The following is a 15744-nucleotide window of genomic DNA, read 5'->3' on the forward strand; positions in this document are numbered from 1 at the left end:
TCCCTATAATATATGTATAATATTAAAAAATATTACTTAGCGTTTTTAACTTCTGTTAACTTTATTGGCTGAACAACTGGATTGTTTATTCCAACTATTTTCATGATTGCTTCAGATCTTTCTTTAGTTGAACCAGTAATTACTGAATATTTAACATTTTCAGCATCTAAGAACCCTAAGATAGCTTTATCTACTGCCTTAGCAACTTCTTCATCTTGCCACCTAACTCCATCTTTCTTATATCCAAATTCTCTTGGAACAAAGAATATGTAATCATATTGAGGTAAATCTCTTATTGCTAAACTATATAAATCATTTAAAATTTCAATTTCCTTTTTACTTCTTATCTTATCTCCAAGCATTAATCTTCCATAAATATATGGAACGAAAGTTGCATAATCTGTAATAGCATATTGGTGACAATCTAAGCTTTTTTCTAGGTGTAATTGCCCTAAATATATTCCATATTGCTCAGAAATAGTTTCAATCATACCTTTATCTCTTAAGTAATCTGTACTATACTCTGTAGCAACACCTACATCTAAATCTCTAATTTTTAAATCTACATATAATTGTTGTATTAAAGTTGTCTTACCACATCTAGGTCCTCCTAGAATTGCAATTCTTGTTGGCATTGATAAACCTCCAAATATTTCTATTAAGTATCAATTTTTCATTCGTATTTTTAAAGGAGTTTTTATTATATCATCTTTTATATATTTTTTCAAGTTATTTCAACTTTTAATGATTCTCTATAATTAAATTATTCAAATATTCTATATCACCATTAATTTTTCCCACTATACTATTCATCTTTATACTTTCATCGTATCTTAATTAAAACTTATCTACTTATAATTTATATAAAAAAGTGAGGCATATTAAATACAACCCCACTTACTTTTAAGCTTTAGTATAAGAATATCCTTACACAAGTAGGATATAAATCATTAAAGATAAACTTATTATAAGATTTATCATCATCCCCATATTTAACCATGTTTCACTTACTACATACCCCTTTTCAATGGTCACTTCACCAGGCAATAATGACATCTTCTTAAAATCTTTAATAAATAAAATTAATCCAGCTATTACAAATACCCATACTACAATACCAAAAATCATTGTAGCAGTATTACTGCTAAGTACTTTTGTGCCTATAACACTTCCCATCATATTTATCATAATATGAAGTCCAATGGAGTATTTAATTGTTCCTGTCTTTAAAGTAACATACGCAAATACTACTCCAAGACCTACTGCATAGAAAAATTGAGAAAAATTCTCATGAAATAAACCAAATAACAAAGCTGTAGTTATTATTGCTATCTTATCTCCATAAGTTCTAAGCTTATTAAGCATTACTCCTCTAAATAAAATTTCTTCAATTATTGGTGATAATATTCCTGCAAAAATTATAGTAGCCCAAATACTACTATTAGAAATAACTCCTTCCAATGGATTTACTACATCTGCTCCTTTTACTTTTCCTACTACCAATATAAATCCCATAGTAAATAAATTTAATAATACCATTACAAAATAGGAAATTAAAAAGAACTTAATGAAACCACCAAAGGTTAAACTTTCTTCTTCTCTTTTGTGTCCATCTGGAATGCGTTTAAGTATCAAACAACATAGAGGAAATCCTATTAAATAAAAGCTTACTGCTATAAGTAAATATCTAAACCAACCATTGCTTTCAAAAGCAGGATTAACGATATTAAATATTGTGATTATTAGCATTTGTACCAAATTAACAACAACCCCCAGCACCGCTGCTGCTAGTCCAACTCTACTAAATACGCTTTTTACATTTACATTTGTCTTTAACTCAGAATTCATTTTATTCACCCCTTATTTCTTTATAAATATATTTCTATTACATTTTAATTATTACCATTTACTGTATACTATACACATTAAAGAATAGCTTTAACTTAAATAAAAAAGTACTACAGATATTTTTCCAAATATCTTTTCAATTAAAGAAATACTAAAAATAATAGTTTCTTTTCTGTAATTATTGCTATTGAAATTTAAATTTTATATAGTAACATAACTTCTTAAAACTGAAATATTGCCCACAATTTCATACTGACCTAAATTTGCTGGAATAAGTATACTATCTCCTATTCTTATTTCTTCTGAAATACTACCTCCACTTATACTACCTTCTCCATCTACGCAAGTAATTATATGAAATCTTTCTTTTTCACTACTGCTAATATATTTATTTTGAATATTAATTTTCTCCATTGCAAAATATTTATTTTTACATAATTTCACTTTATCAAATATTTCAAAATTTTCAATTTTACTATTAGATAAATTTTCTGCTTTTAAATTAAAATCAATTACATCTAATGATTTTTTTACATGAAGCTCCCTCTGTCTTCCATAATCATATACCCTATAAGTAACATCACTATTTTGTTGAATTTCTGCTATAATCAACCCCTCACATATAGCATGTACCATTCCACTATTTATTAAAAATGCATCACCTTTTTTTACATCTATTACATTTAAATAATCCTCTGTTCGATTTTCTTCTATAGCTTTTTCAAACTCTTTCTTAGTGCAATTTTTAGTTCCAACAATTAATTTTGCATTTGGTTTTGCATCTATAACATACCACGCTTCCGTCTTTCCTAACTCATTTTCATTCTTCATAGCATATTCATCTCCTGGATGAACTTGAACAGATAATTTTTCTCTTGAATTAATTAACTTAACTAACAATGGAAACTTTTCAACCCCTACTTTACTTCCCACTAAATCATGTCCATATTCTTCTATTATTTCTTGTAAAGTTTGTCCTTTTAGATATCCATTAATAACAATACTCACACCATGTCTATGACACGCTATATCCCAACTTTCCCCAATATTTCCTTCTGGTAAATTATCTCTTATTGCTTTAAAATCTCTTCCTCCCCATATTTTTTCAAAGTATAGATTTTCAAATCTTATTGGATACATATTTTCACCTCATAATTAACAAAATCTTTTAATTGAGCTTGAAATAAAATTTATTGCAATAAACCCCAGGTATATATTTTTTTAATGCTTCAAATACTATTAATATTATTAAAGAAAAGAAAGGGTGATTAATTTTTATGACAAAAAAAAACAAACCTTATTTACCTAATTTACGAAGTTGGTATGAACCTTCTGAGGAAAGCTTAATAAGTAAATCTCCTGAAGGAATAGACACTATTTTACCTAATCCTGCGGAGGATCCTATCGTAGTAAATAATATTTCATATATGGAATTTGATTATACTAATAGCCCTATGTTAGATGACCCTGATGACGAATTAGAATAAGTAATACTTGAAAGGAGATTATTATGACCAAAACAATAAAAAAACAACATAGAACTGATGGTGTATTTAATTCTAATAATGAAGCTTATGCTGTACCTCAAACCAGCAGAAATACACCCTTAAGTGATTATAAATTTACTGATTTAGAAAAAATAGAAAGAGAATCTAAACAAAATAATAAATATTAAACATTAAATATTATTTTAGCTTCCATAAGAAAAAGGGGCTGTCCCACTAAATAATTAGTGTACAACTCCTTTTTTAAAAGAAAACATTTATTTCATTTTTACCAGGACTTTTTGGGATTATATCATCATCTAATTAAAACGGAATAATCACCAGTAGATTTTATATACTCAATAGTCACATAAGGAAGCCATAGAATCTAAAATTCCTAATGACATAGAATCTTGTAACTGCTCTCTAAAACCATATGCTTCACCACCTAAAATAGTTAGATAGGTTTTATTTTTATAAAAATACTTATTAAAAGGATTTTGGGCATAAATGAAGTTTTCTTCTATATTGGTGCTAATATATTTAGCACTTTTATAGCTATAAACTCCAAGCACCATTGAACTGTAGTAAAATAGAGTCAGTCCTTTACCCTCCAATGATTTGTTCTCAAGAAGCACTTTACATAGCTTTAATTTCTTATCTTTAGGGCAAAACATTGTAAGTTCACCACTAATATTATTTGCAGTATGTTTAAAAATAGAATATCCGAAACCATGCTCAATATCGTATACATCTTCATCTCTAACAGGCTCTGGTGTGATACTGAAATACTTTCTTGCACCATCATCTCTTATATATAAAGCTTAACTCAAAGGATCTACAATCCAATCATTGCTCCAAGAGGTCAACTTGTTTTCTCTGCTGTTTTGACACCAAGTATAAGCTGAACCACTCTCGGAAACATGAAACCCAAAATCCTCGTTGGAAATGACATTAATCCATGGAGATGGAGTTGTAATAAAATCCCTTAGCTTAATTTTATAGCTCATAGAGTAATTATCAAAAACTCCATATCCATTAAAGAAATATAAATCTTCTTTAATAACATCATCTCCTATTAATGTTTTTCCCATTTTATAATTAAAATTATTCATGATATTTAAATTTTTTATACTTTTTTAGATTTCTTTTTAAGAATTGTTCTATTCTACAAATTCTATGGAAAAAAGCCCATCATGTAATGAAATATCATCACCACTAAATTTTTCATCTATTTTCTTATATATTCTTTTAACTATTAAATAAAACTTTGTCGAAAACTTTTATCTTGTCCTCAGGTATAATTTTAAAAATTTACGTAATACTTTGAGATATGTTGTGCAACAAATAAAAATTAAGAAAGGAGTGCATAACGATGATCAATATAAATAAAGACTTGGACTCAAAATTAAATACTATTATTAATAAACAAAAGAAATCTGCTTTTACTTTAATTGAGCTTATAGTTGTTATTGCTATAATTGCCATATTAGCTGCTGCTTTAACACCTTCCTTTACAGGATATATAAATGAATCAAAGAAAGTTGCTGTAATTAATCAAGCAAAAAATGTGGTTACTGCTTATGAAGCAACTAAAGTAAAATCAACTAACAGTTATACCCTTGAGACAACAGTAAATACTTTTGCTTCTGGTTCTGATTTATTAGAAGATAAAGATGTTAATAAACTAAGTAACACAAGTATTGAAAATTGTTATAGTATTGTTAATACTGAAGAAAATGATATTACTTTAAATGATAACGGTACATTTAAAGCAGTTTCTCCTATATCTACTGGTGAATAACTTCATAAAAAAGGAACCCCTAAAAAAACCAAGGGATTCCTTTTTACAAGTTATTATAATGAGAAAAACTCTGTAAATGCTTTTATTGTGTACGTATTGTCTTTTACTGTTGCCAGTTCTCTGATTGAGTGCATTCCAATAAGTGGTGCTCCCATATCTATTACTGGTATTGTTAAGTTTGCTGCTGTAACAGGACCAATGGTAGTTCCTCCTCTTAAGTCTGATCTATTAACAAACTTTTGGAATGGAACATTTGCTGCCTTACATACTTCAGCAAATACAGCTCCATTAAAGCTATCTGTACTATAGCTTCCTGCTGCTGCTATCTTTAAAACTGGACCACCTTCTAATACTGGTCTGTTAGTTGGATCTGCTTTATCACCAAGGTTTGGATGAACAGCATGGGCTAAATCTGCAGAAATCATTATTGAGTTTGATAGTGCTCTATAGTACTCTTCTCTATTCTTACCAAGTCCCATTGTAAGTCTTTCAAGTAAGTTATTTAATAATGTTGAATTAGCTCCTTGAGCACTTAAGCTTCCTATTTCTTCATTATCCACACATATTAATACTTTAGTTGCTGCATTATCTCTGCTATCTAGTAATGCTACTAAACCTGCATATACCATCCATAAATCATCAAGTCTTCCTGAAGAAATCATTTCTTCGTTCATTCCTATTAATGTTCCTTTTTCATATTCATATGGCATAAGCTCAAAATGTAATATATCTTCTTTGTTTACATTTAATTCTGCTGCTAATATATTCATTAAGTAATCTTTGTTTTCTAATTTCTCATTTATTAAACCTAATAAAGGTAAAGTATCAACTTGCTTGTTGTATTTATAACCATCATTTACTTCTCTATTCATATGAATAGCTATATTAGGTATTATCATCATTGGCTTATTTATATTAACTAATCTTGTTTCTGGCTTTAATGGAGATGCTCCTTTTATAGCAACCTTTCCAGCTAAAGCTAGAGGTCTATCATACCAAGTACTGATTATTGGTCCTCCGTACATTTCAGTATTAAGCTTAACGTATTTTCCTTCACAAATCATTTGAGGATTTGGTTTAACTCTAAAACCTGGTGCATCTGTATGTGCTCCTATTAATCTTAAACCTGTTTCTTCTATCTTTTCATCTCCTACTATAAAAGCCATGATAGAAGAATCATTTTTTATTACATAATATTTATCTCTACTTTTTAAATGCCACTTATCACTTTCTTTAATTTCTCTAAATCCATTTTCATCTAAAATCTTTTTAACAGTTTCTACAGCATGAAATGCTGTTGGACTGTTATATATAAAATCCAATAAATCTTTTGCTTGTTTTCTTTCCATATATTTCGAACCCCTTTTTTTATTAACTTGGATATACTCTATAATATAAACTATTTTAATTTATTCCACAATATAGGAAATTATAATAAAGCTTGTACTTTTTAACTATTTAATGTAGTTTATTATTATATTAAATAATAAATATAAAAGTGGAGTGTGATTTATGTTATCAAACTTTCTAATCAAAAAATTTATTAAGAACAATGATGATATTAATGATAACAAAGTTAGAATTGCCTACGGAAACTTAGGTGGAGCAGTAGGAATAATTATAAATACACTACTGTTCCTTATTAAATTATTCGTAGGATTATTTGCAGGATCTATTGCTATAATTGCTGATGCATTTAACAACTTGTCAGATGCAGCTTCATCTATAATAACTATTATAGGATTTAAAATGGCCAATAAACCTGCTGATGCCGAACATCCTTTTGGTCATGGAAGAATTGAGTATATTTCAGCTCTTGTAGTTTCCTTTATGGTTATGCTGGTTGGATTTCAATTTGTTAAAACTTCATTTTCTAAAATATTAAATCCAGAAGCAGTAACCTTTGAAATTATGCCTTTTTTACTTTTATTAATATCCATAGGATTTAAAATTTGGCTTTCAAAATTTAATAAAAATTTAGGCAACAAGATTAATTCATCAGCCCTTAAAGCTGCTGGAACCGATGCTTTAGGTGATGTATTTACTTCTACCACTGTTGTGATTTCCTTCTTTGCATCTAACTTTACTAGCCTCCCAATTGATGGCTATATTGGTGTTTTAGTTGCTCTTGTGATTATTTATTCAGGTTTCAGCTTAATAAAGGAAACTATCAGCCCTCTTCTAGGTGAAGCACCTGATGCTGAGTTAGTTCAGCAAATAAATGATATGGTTTTATCTTATGAACATATTTCCGGTGTCCATGATTTAGTGATTCATAATTATGGTCCTGGAAGGATTATGGCTTCAATTCATGCAGAAATCCCTGCTGACATCAATATTATGACTATCCATAATATTATTGATAGTGCTGAAAGGGAAATTTCTCAAAAGCTTGGTGTATATTTAGTAGTCCATATGGACCCCGTTTCTGTTGATACTGATGAAATATCATCCACAAGAAAATATATTGAAGAGGTTTTAAAATCATATTCAATAGTTAAATCTTATCATGACTTTAGAGTTATTGGTGATGAAAAACATAAAAATATTATCTTTGATGTAGTTGTTGATTCAAATGAATTTACTAATAACTTTCAATCAGAAAACTTAAAGGAATCTATAGAAAGCTCAGTAAAACTAGGTCATCCAACTTATAATTGTATAGTAACTATAGATCTTCAACTTCATTAAAATAATCATACAAAAAAACAGTAGATAGATTTGCATTTTACACAAATCTATCTACTGTTCCTTTTGGCTTTAAGGCCAACTTTCATTTTATGTTCAATAATTAATTTTGAACAATTTAAAACATATTACTATTTTCAGTTATAAAATCATTTTGGCTTTCTATATATTCAACTAAAGCTTTTATATTCTCTTTAGAACACTCACATAAAGCTTTTTTATACTCTTTAGCTGATTCTCCATTCATATATTTTAATGGTAATCTATTATCTAATAACTGCTTCAAGTAAATAAATCTACCTATTCGCCCATTTCCATCTTGGAAAGGGTTAATACGTTCAAATTCAAAATGAAATCTTGCTATATCTTCAATAGTAACATTTGTTGATCCACCACTATATCAAACGTATAAAATGAGTTTACTGTTTCCTGAACATCATCTAACGTATGTGTACCTTGTACTATATTTTTTTCGAATAACAATTGTAATGCATCTGTTGTAAAGGTACTTCCCTCAATTTTCTTTTAAATTATAGAAATATTGCTGCTCCTTTAATTTTAAATAAGCAATATTATCCTTCATATTTCTTTTTTCATACCAATTAATAACTGTTGGCAATGCTAAAACAAAACCACTATTAATCAATTCCTTTAATTTATTTATTAAAGCAATTTCCTCCAATGATATTACATTATTATTGATTACTTCATCTAATTTCTTTTTTAGATAAATATATTTACATTTAGTAACTCCAATCTTTCTACCTATAAGAGATGTTTCAAAGGCCTCTTGATAGGCTGGTTCCTTATATAAATTATTATTATAAAGATAGTATGCTAGGTTGCCATAGCATTCTGAATTACCACAGTCTATTCCATTTAAAAATAACTGCACTATTTCTTGCTGATTATAGTTTATAATCCTTTCACTACCTAATAATCCTTTTAAATTATAGGCAGTACCTTCATCTATTTCTTCTACTTCATTTAATATCTCATAAGCCCTTTTACTATCTTGCTCTATACCAATTCCTTTAAAGCAATAGTAAGCAAGCTTACACTTTCCTCTTAGAGCATCAACATCAATAAGCTTAAACACATAATAAAGAGCTCTTATCTCTTCATCTTTTCCACCAATAGCCTTTTCATAAATCTCTATGAGCTTTTCCAATGATTCTATATCATTTTTTTCAGCGCTCTTCTCATACCATTTAATGGCTAAATCTATATCTTGTTTCACAAAAAAACCCTTTAAATACCATTCTGCAATCTTATTCATAGCCTTTATATATTCACTTTCTGCTGATAAACCGTAATAATAGTACGCCTTTTCATTATCCTTTTTAACAGCTATGCCCTTTTCGTAAATATACCCATACTGAAAAACTGATTCTGTGAGCCCATGTTCTGCACCAAAGTTTATATATTCAAGTAACTTTTGCTCATCTATGACCTTTCCCTCATTAAATTCATTAAGACTAATAAAAGCTAAATATTCTGCTGCATATGGTGATTTTAACTCATATGCACTTAAAAACAGTTCCTTAGCTATTTCTTCTGTTTTTTCCTTAAATTTATTAAGTCTTAAATATGCTACTCCTAAAACATACATAGCATGTGGAGCATTGTTTTTAGCAGCAACTTCCATATACTTAATAGCTTTATTTAAGTCACGACTAACCCCTTCTCCATTATAATAAATCACACCTAACCTTTGAGTACATCTTAAATCGCCAAGTTCATGGCCTTGCTCATAAAAGTATATGGCTTGTTGCACTAAATTCTCTTCTTCATATATCTTTCCAACTTTAAAATATAGTTGAAAACTTCCATAATCAATACTTACGGAATACAGCTCCAATGCCTTCTTCCTGTCCTCTTCCACATATAATCCTTTTAAATACATATCTGCCAATGATTCAATACAATTTAAATCACAAGCTTCATATCCTTTCATCAGATACTTAAAAGCTTTTTCATAATTCATATCATAACATATGCCTTCTAAATATGATTTTCCTACTATATAATACGCATCTTCATAGCCATTTTCCGCTGCCCTCTCAATCCAATAATAAGCTTTAAAATTATCCTTTAGGCATCCTTCACCGTTTTTGTACATAAAGGAAATGGCATATTGCGCTGCCCCTAAATCCATTTCAGCACTCTTCTTATACCAATAAAAAGCCTTCTCATAACTTTTCTCTACACCTAAGCCTAGATAATATATCCTACCAAGCTGGTAAAAAGCTGGTAAATATTCGTTTTCTGCACTTTTTTGAAACCATATCATGGCAGCAGTATTATTCCTTTTAACACCTCTACCATTAATATATAGTAATCCTAAAGCATTTTGCGAAAAAGCATTACCTTTTAATGCAGCTTTATAGTACCAACTAAAAGCTGCTAAAAAATTTCTTTCTACAGAATAGCCCTTTTCATAAAATAATCCTAAATATGCTTCACCATATTCATCACCAAATTCTGCTGCCTTATAAAAATATTGCATAGCCTTTTTATAGTCTTGTGATACATCTTTTCCAAAATAATATTTTTCTCCTTCTTCTACTAAAGCAGCTGCCTTTACCTTTATGTCTTCATCTTCAAAGGTATTCATACTCTTTATTAAACTATCAAAATCATTTTTTTTATTACTAAACTTATCAAATATTTCTTTATATTCATCACTTAAATTTTCTCTTAAAAACTGATAATTTTCCTCTCCATAAGTTAAGACAAGCCAAATTATAAGTTCATATATTTCTCTAAAGTTTTCATCAGCTAATCTTTTTATCTCTATCTCATCATAAAAATAATCTTCTTTAGTGATAATTCTCTCTTCATATAGCTCAACATTTCTTAATGCCCCAAATAGCATTTCTTCTACATATTCGTCTACAAGTCTTGCTTCCTTTAAAAGCCTTACATTATCATAAAAGCTTAAGTTCTTTTCATAATAAACTTCATTATTAAAATAGATATAGTACACTATATCCTTTAGTAATTTTCTTTGATTGTTAAATATCTTCCTGGGTTCATTATCTTCAATAAAAATTTTCATATCATCATATAATCTTCTAAATTCTAACTCTAAAAAATTATATACAGTTTTCTTCGACATATTACCCTGCCTGCCATTAATCCTACTATTATTCTATTATAAAACGTATAAAAAAGAACACTTATAAAATATAAGTGTCCCTTTTATTACCACTATATACTCCCTCCCCATAGAAAGTTTATAGTACCTTTGATAGAAATTCTTTTGTTCTTTCATTTTTTGGATTTTCAAAAAACTCCTGTGGCTTTTCGCTTTCTAGTATATTTCCTCCATCCATGAATACAATTCTATCACCAACTTCTTTAGCAAAGCCCATTTCATGAGTTACTACCACCATTGTCATTCCTTCACTAGCCAGATTCTTCATTACATTTAAAACTTCCCCAACCATTTCCGGATCTAGTGCTGATGTTGGTTCATCAAATAACATCACATCTGGTTCCATAGCTAACGCTCTTGCTATAGCAATTCTTTGTTTTTGTCCACCTGAAAGTTGTGCTGGATATGCATCCTTTTTATTTTCAAGCCCTACCTTTTCTAATAACCTTATTGCTTTTGCTTCTGCATCACTTTTCTTCATTTTTTTCACCTTAATTGGTGCTATAGTTATATTTTCTAACACTGTTTTATGTGGAAATAAATTAAATTGCTGAAAAACCATCCCCATTTTTTCCCTTAATTTATTTATATTCACTTTCTTATCAGTTATGTTTTTACCTTCAAAAATTATTTCTCCACCTGTAGGTTCCTCCAGTAAATTTAAACATCTTAAAAATGTACTTTTTCCTGAACCAGATGGCCCTATTACCACTACAACTTCACCTTTTTTTATATGCTCATTAACACCTTTAAGGACCTTATTTTTGCCAAAGCTCTTTTCAAGATTATTAACGTATATCACTTACCTTCATCCTCCTTTCAATTAAAGAAATAACCCTACCTAAAGTAAAAGTTAATATAAAATAAAATCCAGCTGCTACTATTAATGGTTCTAAAGATCTATATGTAGAGCCTTGAACTATTTTTGCTGCATACATAAGCTCTCCAACACCAACAACTGAAGCCATTGATGATTCTTTAATTACTGTTACAAATTCATTTCCTATAGCAGGAAGTATATTTCTTATGGCTTGAGGTACTACAATAAGTATCATTGCTGTGCTCTTTTTCATTCCTAAACTTCTTGCAGCTTCCATCTGCCCCTTATCTACTGCATCAATACCAGCCCTTACAATTTCAGAAACATAAGCTGCCGAATTTAGTGCTATAGCTATAAATGCTGATTGTAATGCAGTTAAATCAATGCCTAAAAATGGTTCTGCTCCTGCATAAACAATAAATATTTGTAATATCATAGGTGTCCCTCTGATAATTTCTATATATGCTACTGCAAGTATCTTTAATGGTTTAATTTTCCATATATGAAAATTAGAGCTTTTCATATAAAATAGTATAGAACCAAAAATAGCACCAAATAATACTGCTACAAAAGAAATTAATAATGTATATTTAATGCCTTTAAAATAATATGGCATATATTCTGCTATAAAGCTAAAATCTAAATTCATATTTTAAACCACCTAACTATTCTTCTACTGCTTCCGATGATAATATAGTAGCTTCTTCTATATATTTATTCATAGTTCCATCTTCAGTAATTCTTGAAATAACTCCATTAACTATTTTAACTAAGTCTTCATTTCCTTTTGCTATAGCTATAGCATTACCACTATCTGTTTCTTCATAAACTGGCTTTCCTACTGCTAACTCAGGATTATTTTTAACAGCCATTTGTGCCACGCCTACTTCCATAACTACTGCATCTACTTTACCTGATTTTAATTCTAGAATTAAATTATTTACATTAGATAATAATTGAAGATTTGCATCTTTAATTAACGTAGATGCTAATTCTGCTTGAGTTGAACCAAGCTGAGCTCCAACTTTTAAACCATCTAAATCCGAGAAATTAGTATATTTATCTGCATCTTCAGCTCTTACTAAAATCCCATGGTTAGCTGTATAGTATATATCTGAAAAATCTACTGCTTTTTTTCTTTTCTCTGTAGGATTCATCCCTGAAATAACCATATCTACTTTTCCAGCTGGTAATGCAGTTATTAAAGCATCAAAATCCATTTCTTTAATTTCTAATTCTACATCAAGTTCATCAGCAATTTCTTTCGCTAAGCTCACATCAAAACCAACTATCTTATCTTGTCCATTTTCAATTATATGAAATTCATATGGTGCATAATCTGCACTTAAACCTACTACAAGCTTACCACTTTCTTTTATTGAGTCTAACACACCAGTGTCTTCTTTTTTCGTCGCACTATTTCCGCATCCTGCAAGGCCTACAGCCATAATTGAAATTAAACCTGTTACAATAACATTTTTAATTATACCTTTTTTCATATTAAATACCCCCATAAACTTATGCATATTTATCTTTTTCACACGCATAATTATACATCAAGTATTAATATTTATGCAATAGTTTTTTTTATATTTTCATAATAATTTTCCAATTGTTACTTTTTTATATATTTTTGAATACACTATAATGTATAACATTAACATTTTTATAGGAGTGATATAATGTCCAAACCTAAAGAAATAAATTTATTCCCAGGTTCAAACACCTCAAAAGGGTTTTATTCATTTTATAGGTATATACTTACTCAAGATAATGCCAATCGCATTCTTTGCTTAAAAGGAGGACCTGGCACTGGAAAATCATCACTTATGAAGAAAGTAGGAAAATATTTTTTTGATAAAGGCTACAATATAGAATATCACCATTGTTCATCTGACTCTAATTCATTGGATGGAATAGTTGTAAAAGAACTAAATGTAGCAATATTAGATGGTACCTCTCCCCATATTGTGGATCCCATAACTCCTGGCGCAGTAGATGAAATAATTAATTTAGGTGATGCATTAGATATAGATAAATTAACACCTCATAAAAAAGAAATCATTGCTCTCAATAGAGAAATAAGCAAAAACTTCAAGAGAGCTTATAGATTTCTAGGTTCTGCAAAATATATACATGATGATTGGAGCAACATCAATTATGAATCTCTTGATTCAACAAAAATATCTAATTTTATACAAAACTTAAAAAATAATATTTTTAAACGAGATAAAAGCGGATATGGAGATGAAAGACATCTATTTTCAACAGCCATAACTCCTAGTGGTATAATTACTTATACAGAAAACATAGTGGAAGATTATAAAACTAAGTATGTCTTAATGGGAGGACCAGGATATGGGAAAACTGAAATATTAAAATATATCGGTTCTTGTGGTCAAAAGAAAGGATATTATATTGAATATATGCATGACCCTTTCATTCCTGAAAGAATCGAACACTTACTTATTCCAGAGCTAAATACCTGCATATTAACCAATAATGAAATAAGTAAATGTAACTTTTCACAAATAGATTATAACTTATCAGATTACTCTAAATATGCCATAACTGGCGATAAATTAAGTGAAATAGAATATAACTCCAAACTATTTTATAACTTGATAGCTAAATCTGTAAAACTCATTGATAAGGCACATACTCTTCATGATGAACTGGAAACTTACTATATATCAGCAATGGATTTTTCAATTGTTGATAACATTTATGACAGTGTAATTAAAAAATTAGAAAAATATTACGTATAGTAAAATATTTGTAATCATTTACATCTACCCTTAATATATTATTATATAAGAAAATAAATTAAAGTTAATGAAGGGAAGCTTGTTTATGAAAAGCAAATATGCTTATGAAGCAAAAGATAAAAACATAACACCAGCTTCTTGGTTTATGTTTTTAGGAATATGTAATGACTGCCGCTATACAGCAGAAGAGTGTTCACTTTTAAGGAAAATAGAAAACCTTTTTAATTATTTATACTAATAAATTAGTATAAATAATTAATGATGAATTATGAATGATGAGTGATGAATTAAGGAACTTCCTAGAGAGTTTCTTAATTCATCATTTATTTAAGTATGAATATTTTAATTTTTCACATCTATCTAAAAGTTAGTAATCTACCTTATTTATTACCTTCACTATACCTATTGATAATAAAAGTATATATATTACTGCCATACCTAGACTAATTATCATCGAAATGTTAAATGATGGAATACCTTGTTCAAAAAATGATAGGATTCCTATTGGTGATATATATTTAAACTTTGTTAATGTATCTATGATTCCAAATAATATTATTACTCCAATAGATGCTCCAATAATAACATTTGGTGATAGTTTTGTTAGAGAAATTAAGCTTATTATTAATGAAAATGCCACTGCTGGAATGACAGATATAAAATATAATACTAAAACTTCTAGTAATTCAGCTACTGGTATTGATCCTCCAAATGCAATTTGTCCTAATATTAGTGATAATATAAAGTTTATACTTACTATTATTGTAGAAACTAACATCATAAATAATACTTTCCCTAAATATAGTTGTGTCACTGTTGTGTTTGTTAATAATGCAAATTTTAGATTTCCACTTTTATAATCATTTGAAAATACATTTACAGCTATTATTGAAATAAATATTAGATATATGGAAAAGTACGGTTTATATATAAAATCTAATAGAAACATTTTTGAAAATGTTACTCCATTAAAATTTTGAAGTATTGTTATAAATTCTTGTGAATATGTTTCTCTCCTGGCATCCCCTGTCATTACATTGTTTATCATATCCTTATATGCTATTACTCCTAAAATAACAAGTACAAAAATCACCCCTAACATTATATACAATTTTTTTTCATTTATAAATTTAATTGTTTCATTTTTTAAAACATTTAACATCTTAATCAAT

General features: G+C 28.6%; 15 protein-coding genes and 2 pseudogenes. 6 read left to right on the forward strand and 11 right to left on the reverse strand.

Translation table 11 applies throughout. From position 1 onward, the window contains the following. Positions 1 to 32: 32 nt before the first annotated feature. From Q5O29_RS06890 to Q5O29_RS06900, 3 genes are all read right to left on the reverse strand, one after another. Positions 33 to 635, reverse strand: coding sequence for an ATP-binding protein (locus Q5O29_RS06890; protein WP_022212232.1), 603 nt, complete (start codon positions 633 to 635; stop codon positions 33 to 35). 292 nt (positions 636 to 927) lie between these two features. Beyond that, positions 928 to 1848, reverse strand: coding sequence for a CPBP family intramembrane glutamic endopeptidase (locus Q5O29_RS06895; RefSeq protein ID WP_022212233.1), 921 nt, complete (start codon positions 1846 to 1848; stop codon positions 928 to 930). A gap of 201 nt (positions 1849 to 2049) precedes the next feature. Further along, on the reverse strand, positions 2050 to 2988 hold the full coding sequence (locus Q5O29_RS06900; RefSeq protein WP_022212234.1) for a type I phosphomannose isomerase catalytic subunit: 939 nt from the start codon (positions 2986 to 2988) through the stop codon (positions 2050 to 2052). A 137-nt stretch (positions 2989 to 3125) separates the two neighbouring features. Here Q5O29_RS06900 and Q5O29_RS06905 point away from each other — a divergent pair, with 137 nt between their 5' ends. Both Q5O29_RS06905 and Q5O29_RS06910 read left to right on the forward strand, forming a co-directional pair. Continuing rightward, positions 3126 to 3335, forward strand: a complete 210-nt coding sequence (locus Q5O29_RS06905) for a hypothetical protein (RefSeq protein ID WP_022212235.1) — start codon at positions 3126 to 3128, stop codon at positions 3333 to 3335. 23 nt (positions 3336 to 3358) lie between these two features. Continuing rightward, positions 3359 to 3523 carry a hypothetical protein gene (locus Q5O29_RS06910; protein WP_022212236.1) on the forward strand — a complete coding sequence of 55 codons (165 nt, stop codon included), beginning with the start codon at positions 3359 to 3361 and terminating at the stop codon, positions 3521 to 3523. A 168-nt stretch (positions 3524 to 3691) separates the two neighbouring features. Here Q5O29_RS06910 and Q5O29_RS06915 read toward each other — a convergent pair. Next, a pseudogene (locus Q5O29_RS06915) lies at positions 3692 to 4447 on the reverse strand (hypothetical protein). A gap of 260 nt (positions 4448 to 4707) precedes the next feature. Here Q5O29_RS06915 and Q5O29_RS06920 point away from each other — a divergent pair. Beyond that, positions 4708 to 5136 (forward strand): prepilin-type N-terminal cleavage/methylation domain-containing protein, encoded by a 429-nt coding sequence (locus Q5O29_RS06920; RefSeq protein ID WP_022212238.1) that lies wholly within the window; start codon positions 4708 to 4710, stop codon positions 5134 to 5136. A 53-nt stretch (positions 5137 to 5189) separates the two neighbouring features. Here Q5O29_RS06920 and Q5O29_RS06925 read toward each other — a convergent pair whose 3' ends face one another. Further along, complete coding sequence (locus tag Q5O29_RS06925; RefSeq protein WP_022212239.1) at positions 5190 to 6485, reverse strand: M18 family aminopeptidase; 1296 nt, start codon at positions 6483 to 6485, stop codon at positions 5190 to 5192. Positions 6486 to 6648: 163 nt separating this feature from the next. On the opposite strand from Q5O29_RS06925, the gene Q5O29_RS06930 reads away from it, so the two are divergent. Beyond that, positions 6649 to 7827: a cation diffusion facilitator family transporter gene (locus Q5O29_RS06930; protein WP_022212240.1), complete on the forward strand. Its 1179-nt coding sequence runs from the start codon at positions 6649 to 6651 to the stop codon at positions 7825 to 7827. Positions 7828 to 7942: 115 nt separating this feature from the next. Here Q5O29_RS06930 and Q5O29_RS06935 read toward each other — a convergent pair. The 5 genes and pseudogenes from Q5O29_RS06935 to Q5O29_RS06955 form a co-directional block, all read right to left on the reverse strand. Further along, positions 7943 to 8346: pseudogene (locus Q5O29_RS06935) on the reverse strand (Fic family protein); the annotation flags it as partial. Further along, positions 8339 to 10945, reverse strand: coding sequence for a tetratricopeptide repeat protein (locus Q5O29_RS06940; RefSeq protein WP_022212241.1), 2607 nt, complete (start codon positions 10943 to 10945; stop codon positions 8339 to 8341). The pseudogene Q5O29_RS06935 and the gene Q5O29_RS06940, both read right to left, overlap by 8 nt. A gap of 118 nt (positions 10946 to 11063) precedes the next feature. After that, positions 11064 to 11786: an amino acid ABC transporter ATP-binding protein gene (locus Q5O29_RS06945; RefSeq protein WP_022212242.1), complete on the reverse strand. Its 723-nt coding sequence runs from the start codon at positions 11784 to 11786 to the stop codon at positions 11064 to 11066. Then, positions 11773 to 12453: an amino acid ABC transporter permease gene (locus Q5O29_RS06950; RefSeq protein WP_022212243.1), complete on the reverse strand. Its 681-nt coding sequence runs from the start codon at positions 12451 to 12453 to the stop codon at positions 11773 to 11775. Before Q5O29_RS06950 ends, Q5O29_RS06945 begins: the two co-directional genes overlap by 14 nt. A gap of 16 nt (positions 12454 to 12469) precedes the next feature. Then, positions 12470 to 13303 (reverse strand): transporter substrate-binding domain-containing protein, encoded by an 834-nt coding sequence (locus tag Q5O29_RS06955; protein ID WP_022168690.1) that lies wholly within the window; start codon positions 13301 to 13303, stop codon positions 12470 to 12472. Positions 13304 to 13486: 183 nt separating this feature from the next. Here Q5O29_RS06955 and Q5O29_RS06960 point away from each other — a divergent pair, with 183 nt between their 5' ends. Beyond that, positions 13487 to 14572 carry a PRK06851 family protein gene (locus Q5O29_RS06960; protein ID WP_022212244.1) on the forward strand — a complete coding sequence of 362 codons (1086 nt, stop codon included), beginning with the start codon at positions 13487 to 13489 and terminating at the stop codon, positions 14570 to 14572. Positions 14573 to 14657: 85 nt separating this feature from the next. Then, on the forward strand, positions 14658 to 14810 hold the full coding sequence (locus tag Q5O29_RS06965) for a hypothetical protein (RefSeq protein ID WP_022168688.1): 153 nt from the start codon (positions 14658 to 14660) through the stop codon (positions 14808 to 14810). Between the two features lie 129 nt (positions 14811 to 14939). Here the strand turns inward: Q5O29_RS06965 and Q5O29_RS06970 are convergent, their stop codons facing one another. Further along, on the reverse strand, positions 14940 to 15743 hold the full coding sequence (locus tag Q5O29_RS06970) for an ABC transporter permease (protein ID WP_022212245.1): 804 nt from the start codon (positions 15741 to 15743) through the stop codon (positions 14940 to 14942). Position 15744 lies beyond the last annotated feature (1 nt).

It is taken from the genome of Clostridium sp. CAG:265 (assembly GCF_000436575.1).
Lineage (GTDB): Bacteria > Bacillota > Clostridia > Clostridiales > Clostridiaceae > Clostridium > Clostridium lentum.

Excerpts from the sequence above, each read along its gene's own strand:
- Q5O29_RS06890 (WP_022212232.1), bottom strand. The coding sequence starts at position 635 with ATGCCAACAAGAATTGCAATTCTAGGAGGACCTAGATGTGGTAAGACA.
- Q5O29_RS06895 (WP_022212233.1), bottom strand. The coding sequence starts at position 1,848 with ATGAATTCTGAGTTAAAGACAAATGTAAATGTAAAAAGCGTATTTAGT.
- Q5O29_RS06900 (WP_022212234.1), bottom strand. The coding sequence starts at position 2,988 with ATGTATCCAATAAGATTTGAAAATCTATACTTTGAAAAAATATGGGGA.
- Q5O29_RS06905 (WP_022212235.1), top strand. The coding sequence starts at position 3,126 with ATGACAAAAAAAAACAAACCTTATTTACCTAATTTACGAAGTTGGTAT.
- Q5O29_RS06910 (WP_022212236.1), top strand. The coding sequence starts at position 3,359 with ATGACCAAAACAATAAAAAAACAACATAGAACTGATGGTGTATTTAAT.
- Q5O29_RS06920 (WP_022212238.1), top strand. The coding sequence starts at position 4,708 with ATGATCAATATAAATAAAGACTTGGACTCAAAATTAAATACTATTATT.
- Q5O29_RS06925 (WP_022212239.1), bottom strand. The coding sequence starts at position 6,485 with ATGGAAAGAAAACAAGCAAAAGATTTATTGGATTTTATATATAACAGT.
- Q5O29_RS06930 (WP_022212240.1), top strand. The coding sequence starts at position 6,649 with ATGTTATCAAACTTTCTAATCAAAAAATTTATTAAGAACAATGATGAT.
- Q5O29_RS06940 (WP_022212241.1), bottom strand. The coding sequence starts at position 10,945 with ATGTCGAAGAAAACTGTATATAATTTTTTAGAGTTAGAATTTAGAAGA.
- Q5O29_RS06950 (WP_022212243.1), bottom strand. The coding sequence starts at position 12,453 with ATGAATTTAGATTTTAGCTTTATAGCAGAATATATGCCATATTATTTT.
- Q5O29_RS06955 (WP_022168690.1), bottom strand. The coding sequence starts at position 13,303 with ATGAAAAAAGGTATAATTAAAAATGTTATTGTAACAGGTTTAATTTCA.
- Q5O29_RS06960 (WP_022212244.1), top strand. The coding sequence starts at position 13,487 with ATGTCCAAACCTAAAGAAATAAATTTATTCCCAGGTTCAAACACCTCA.
- Q5O29_RS06965 (WP_022168688.1), top strand. The coding sequence starts at position 14,658 with ATGAAAAGCAAATATGCTTATGAAGCAAAAGATAAAAACATAACACCA.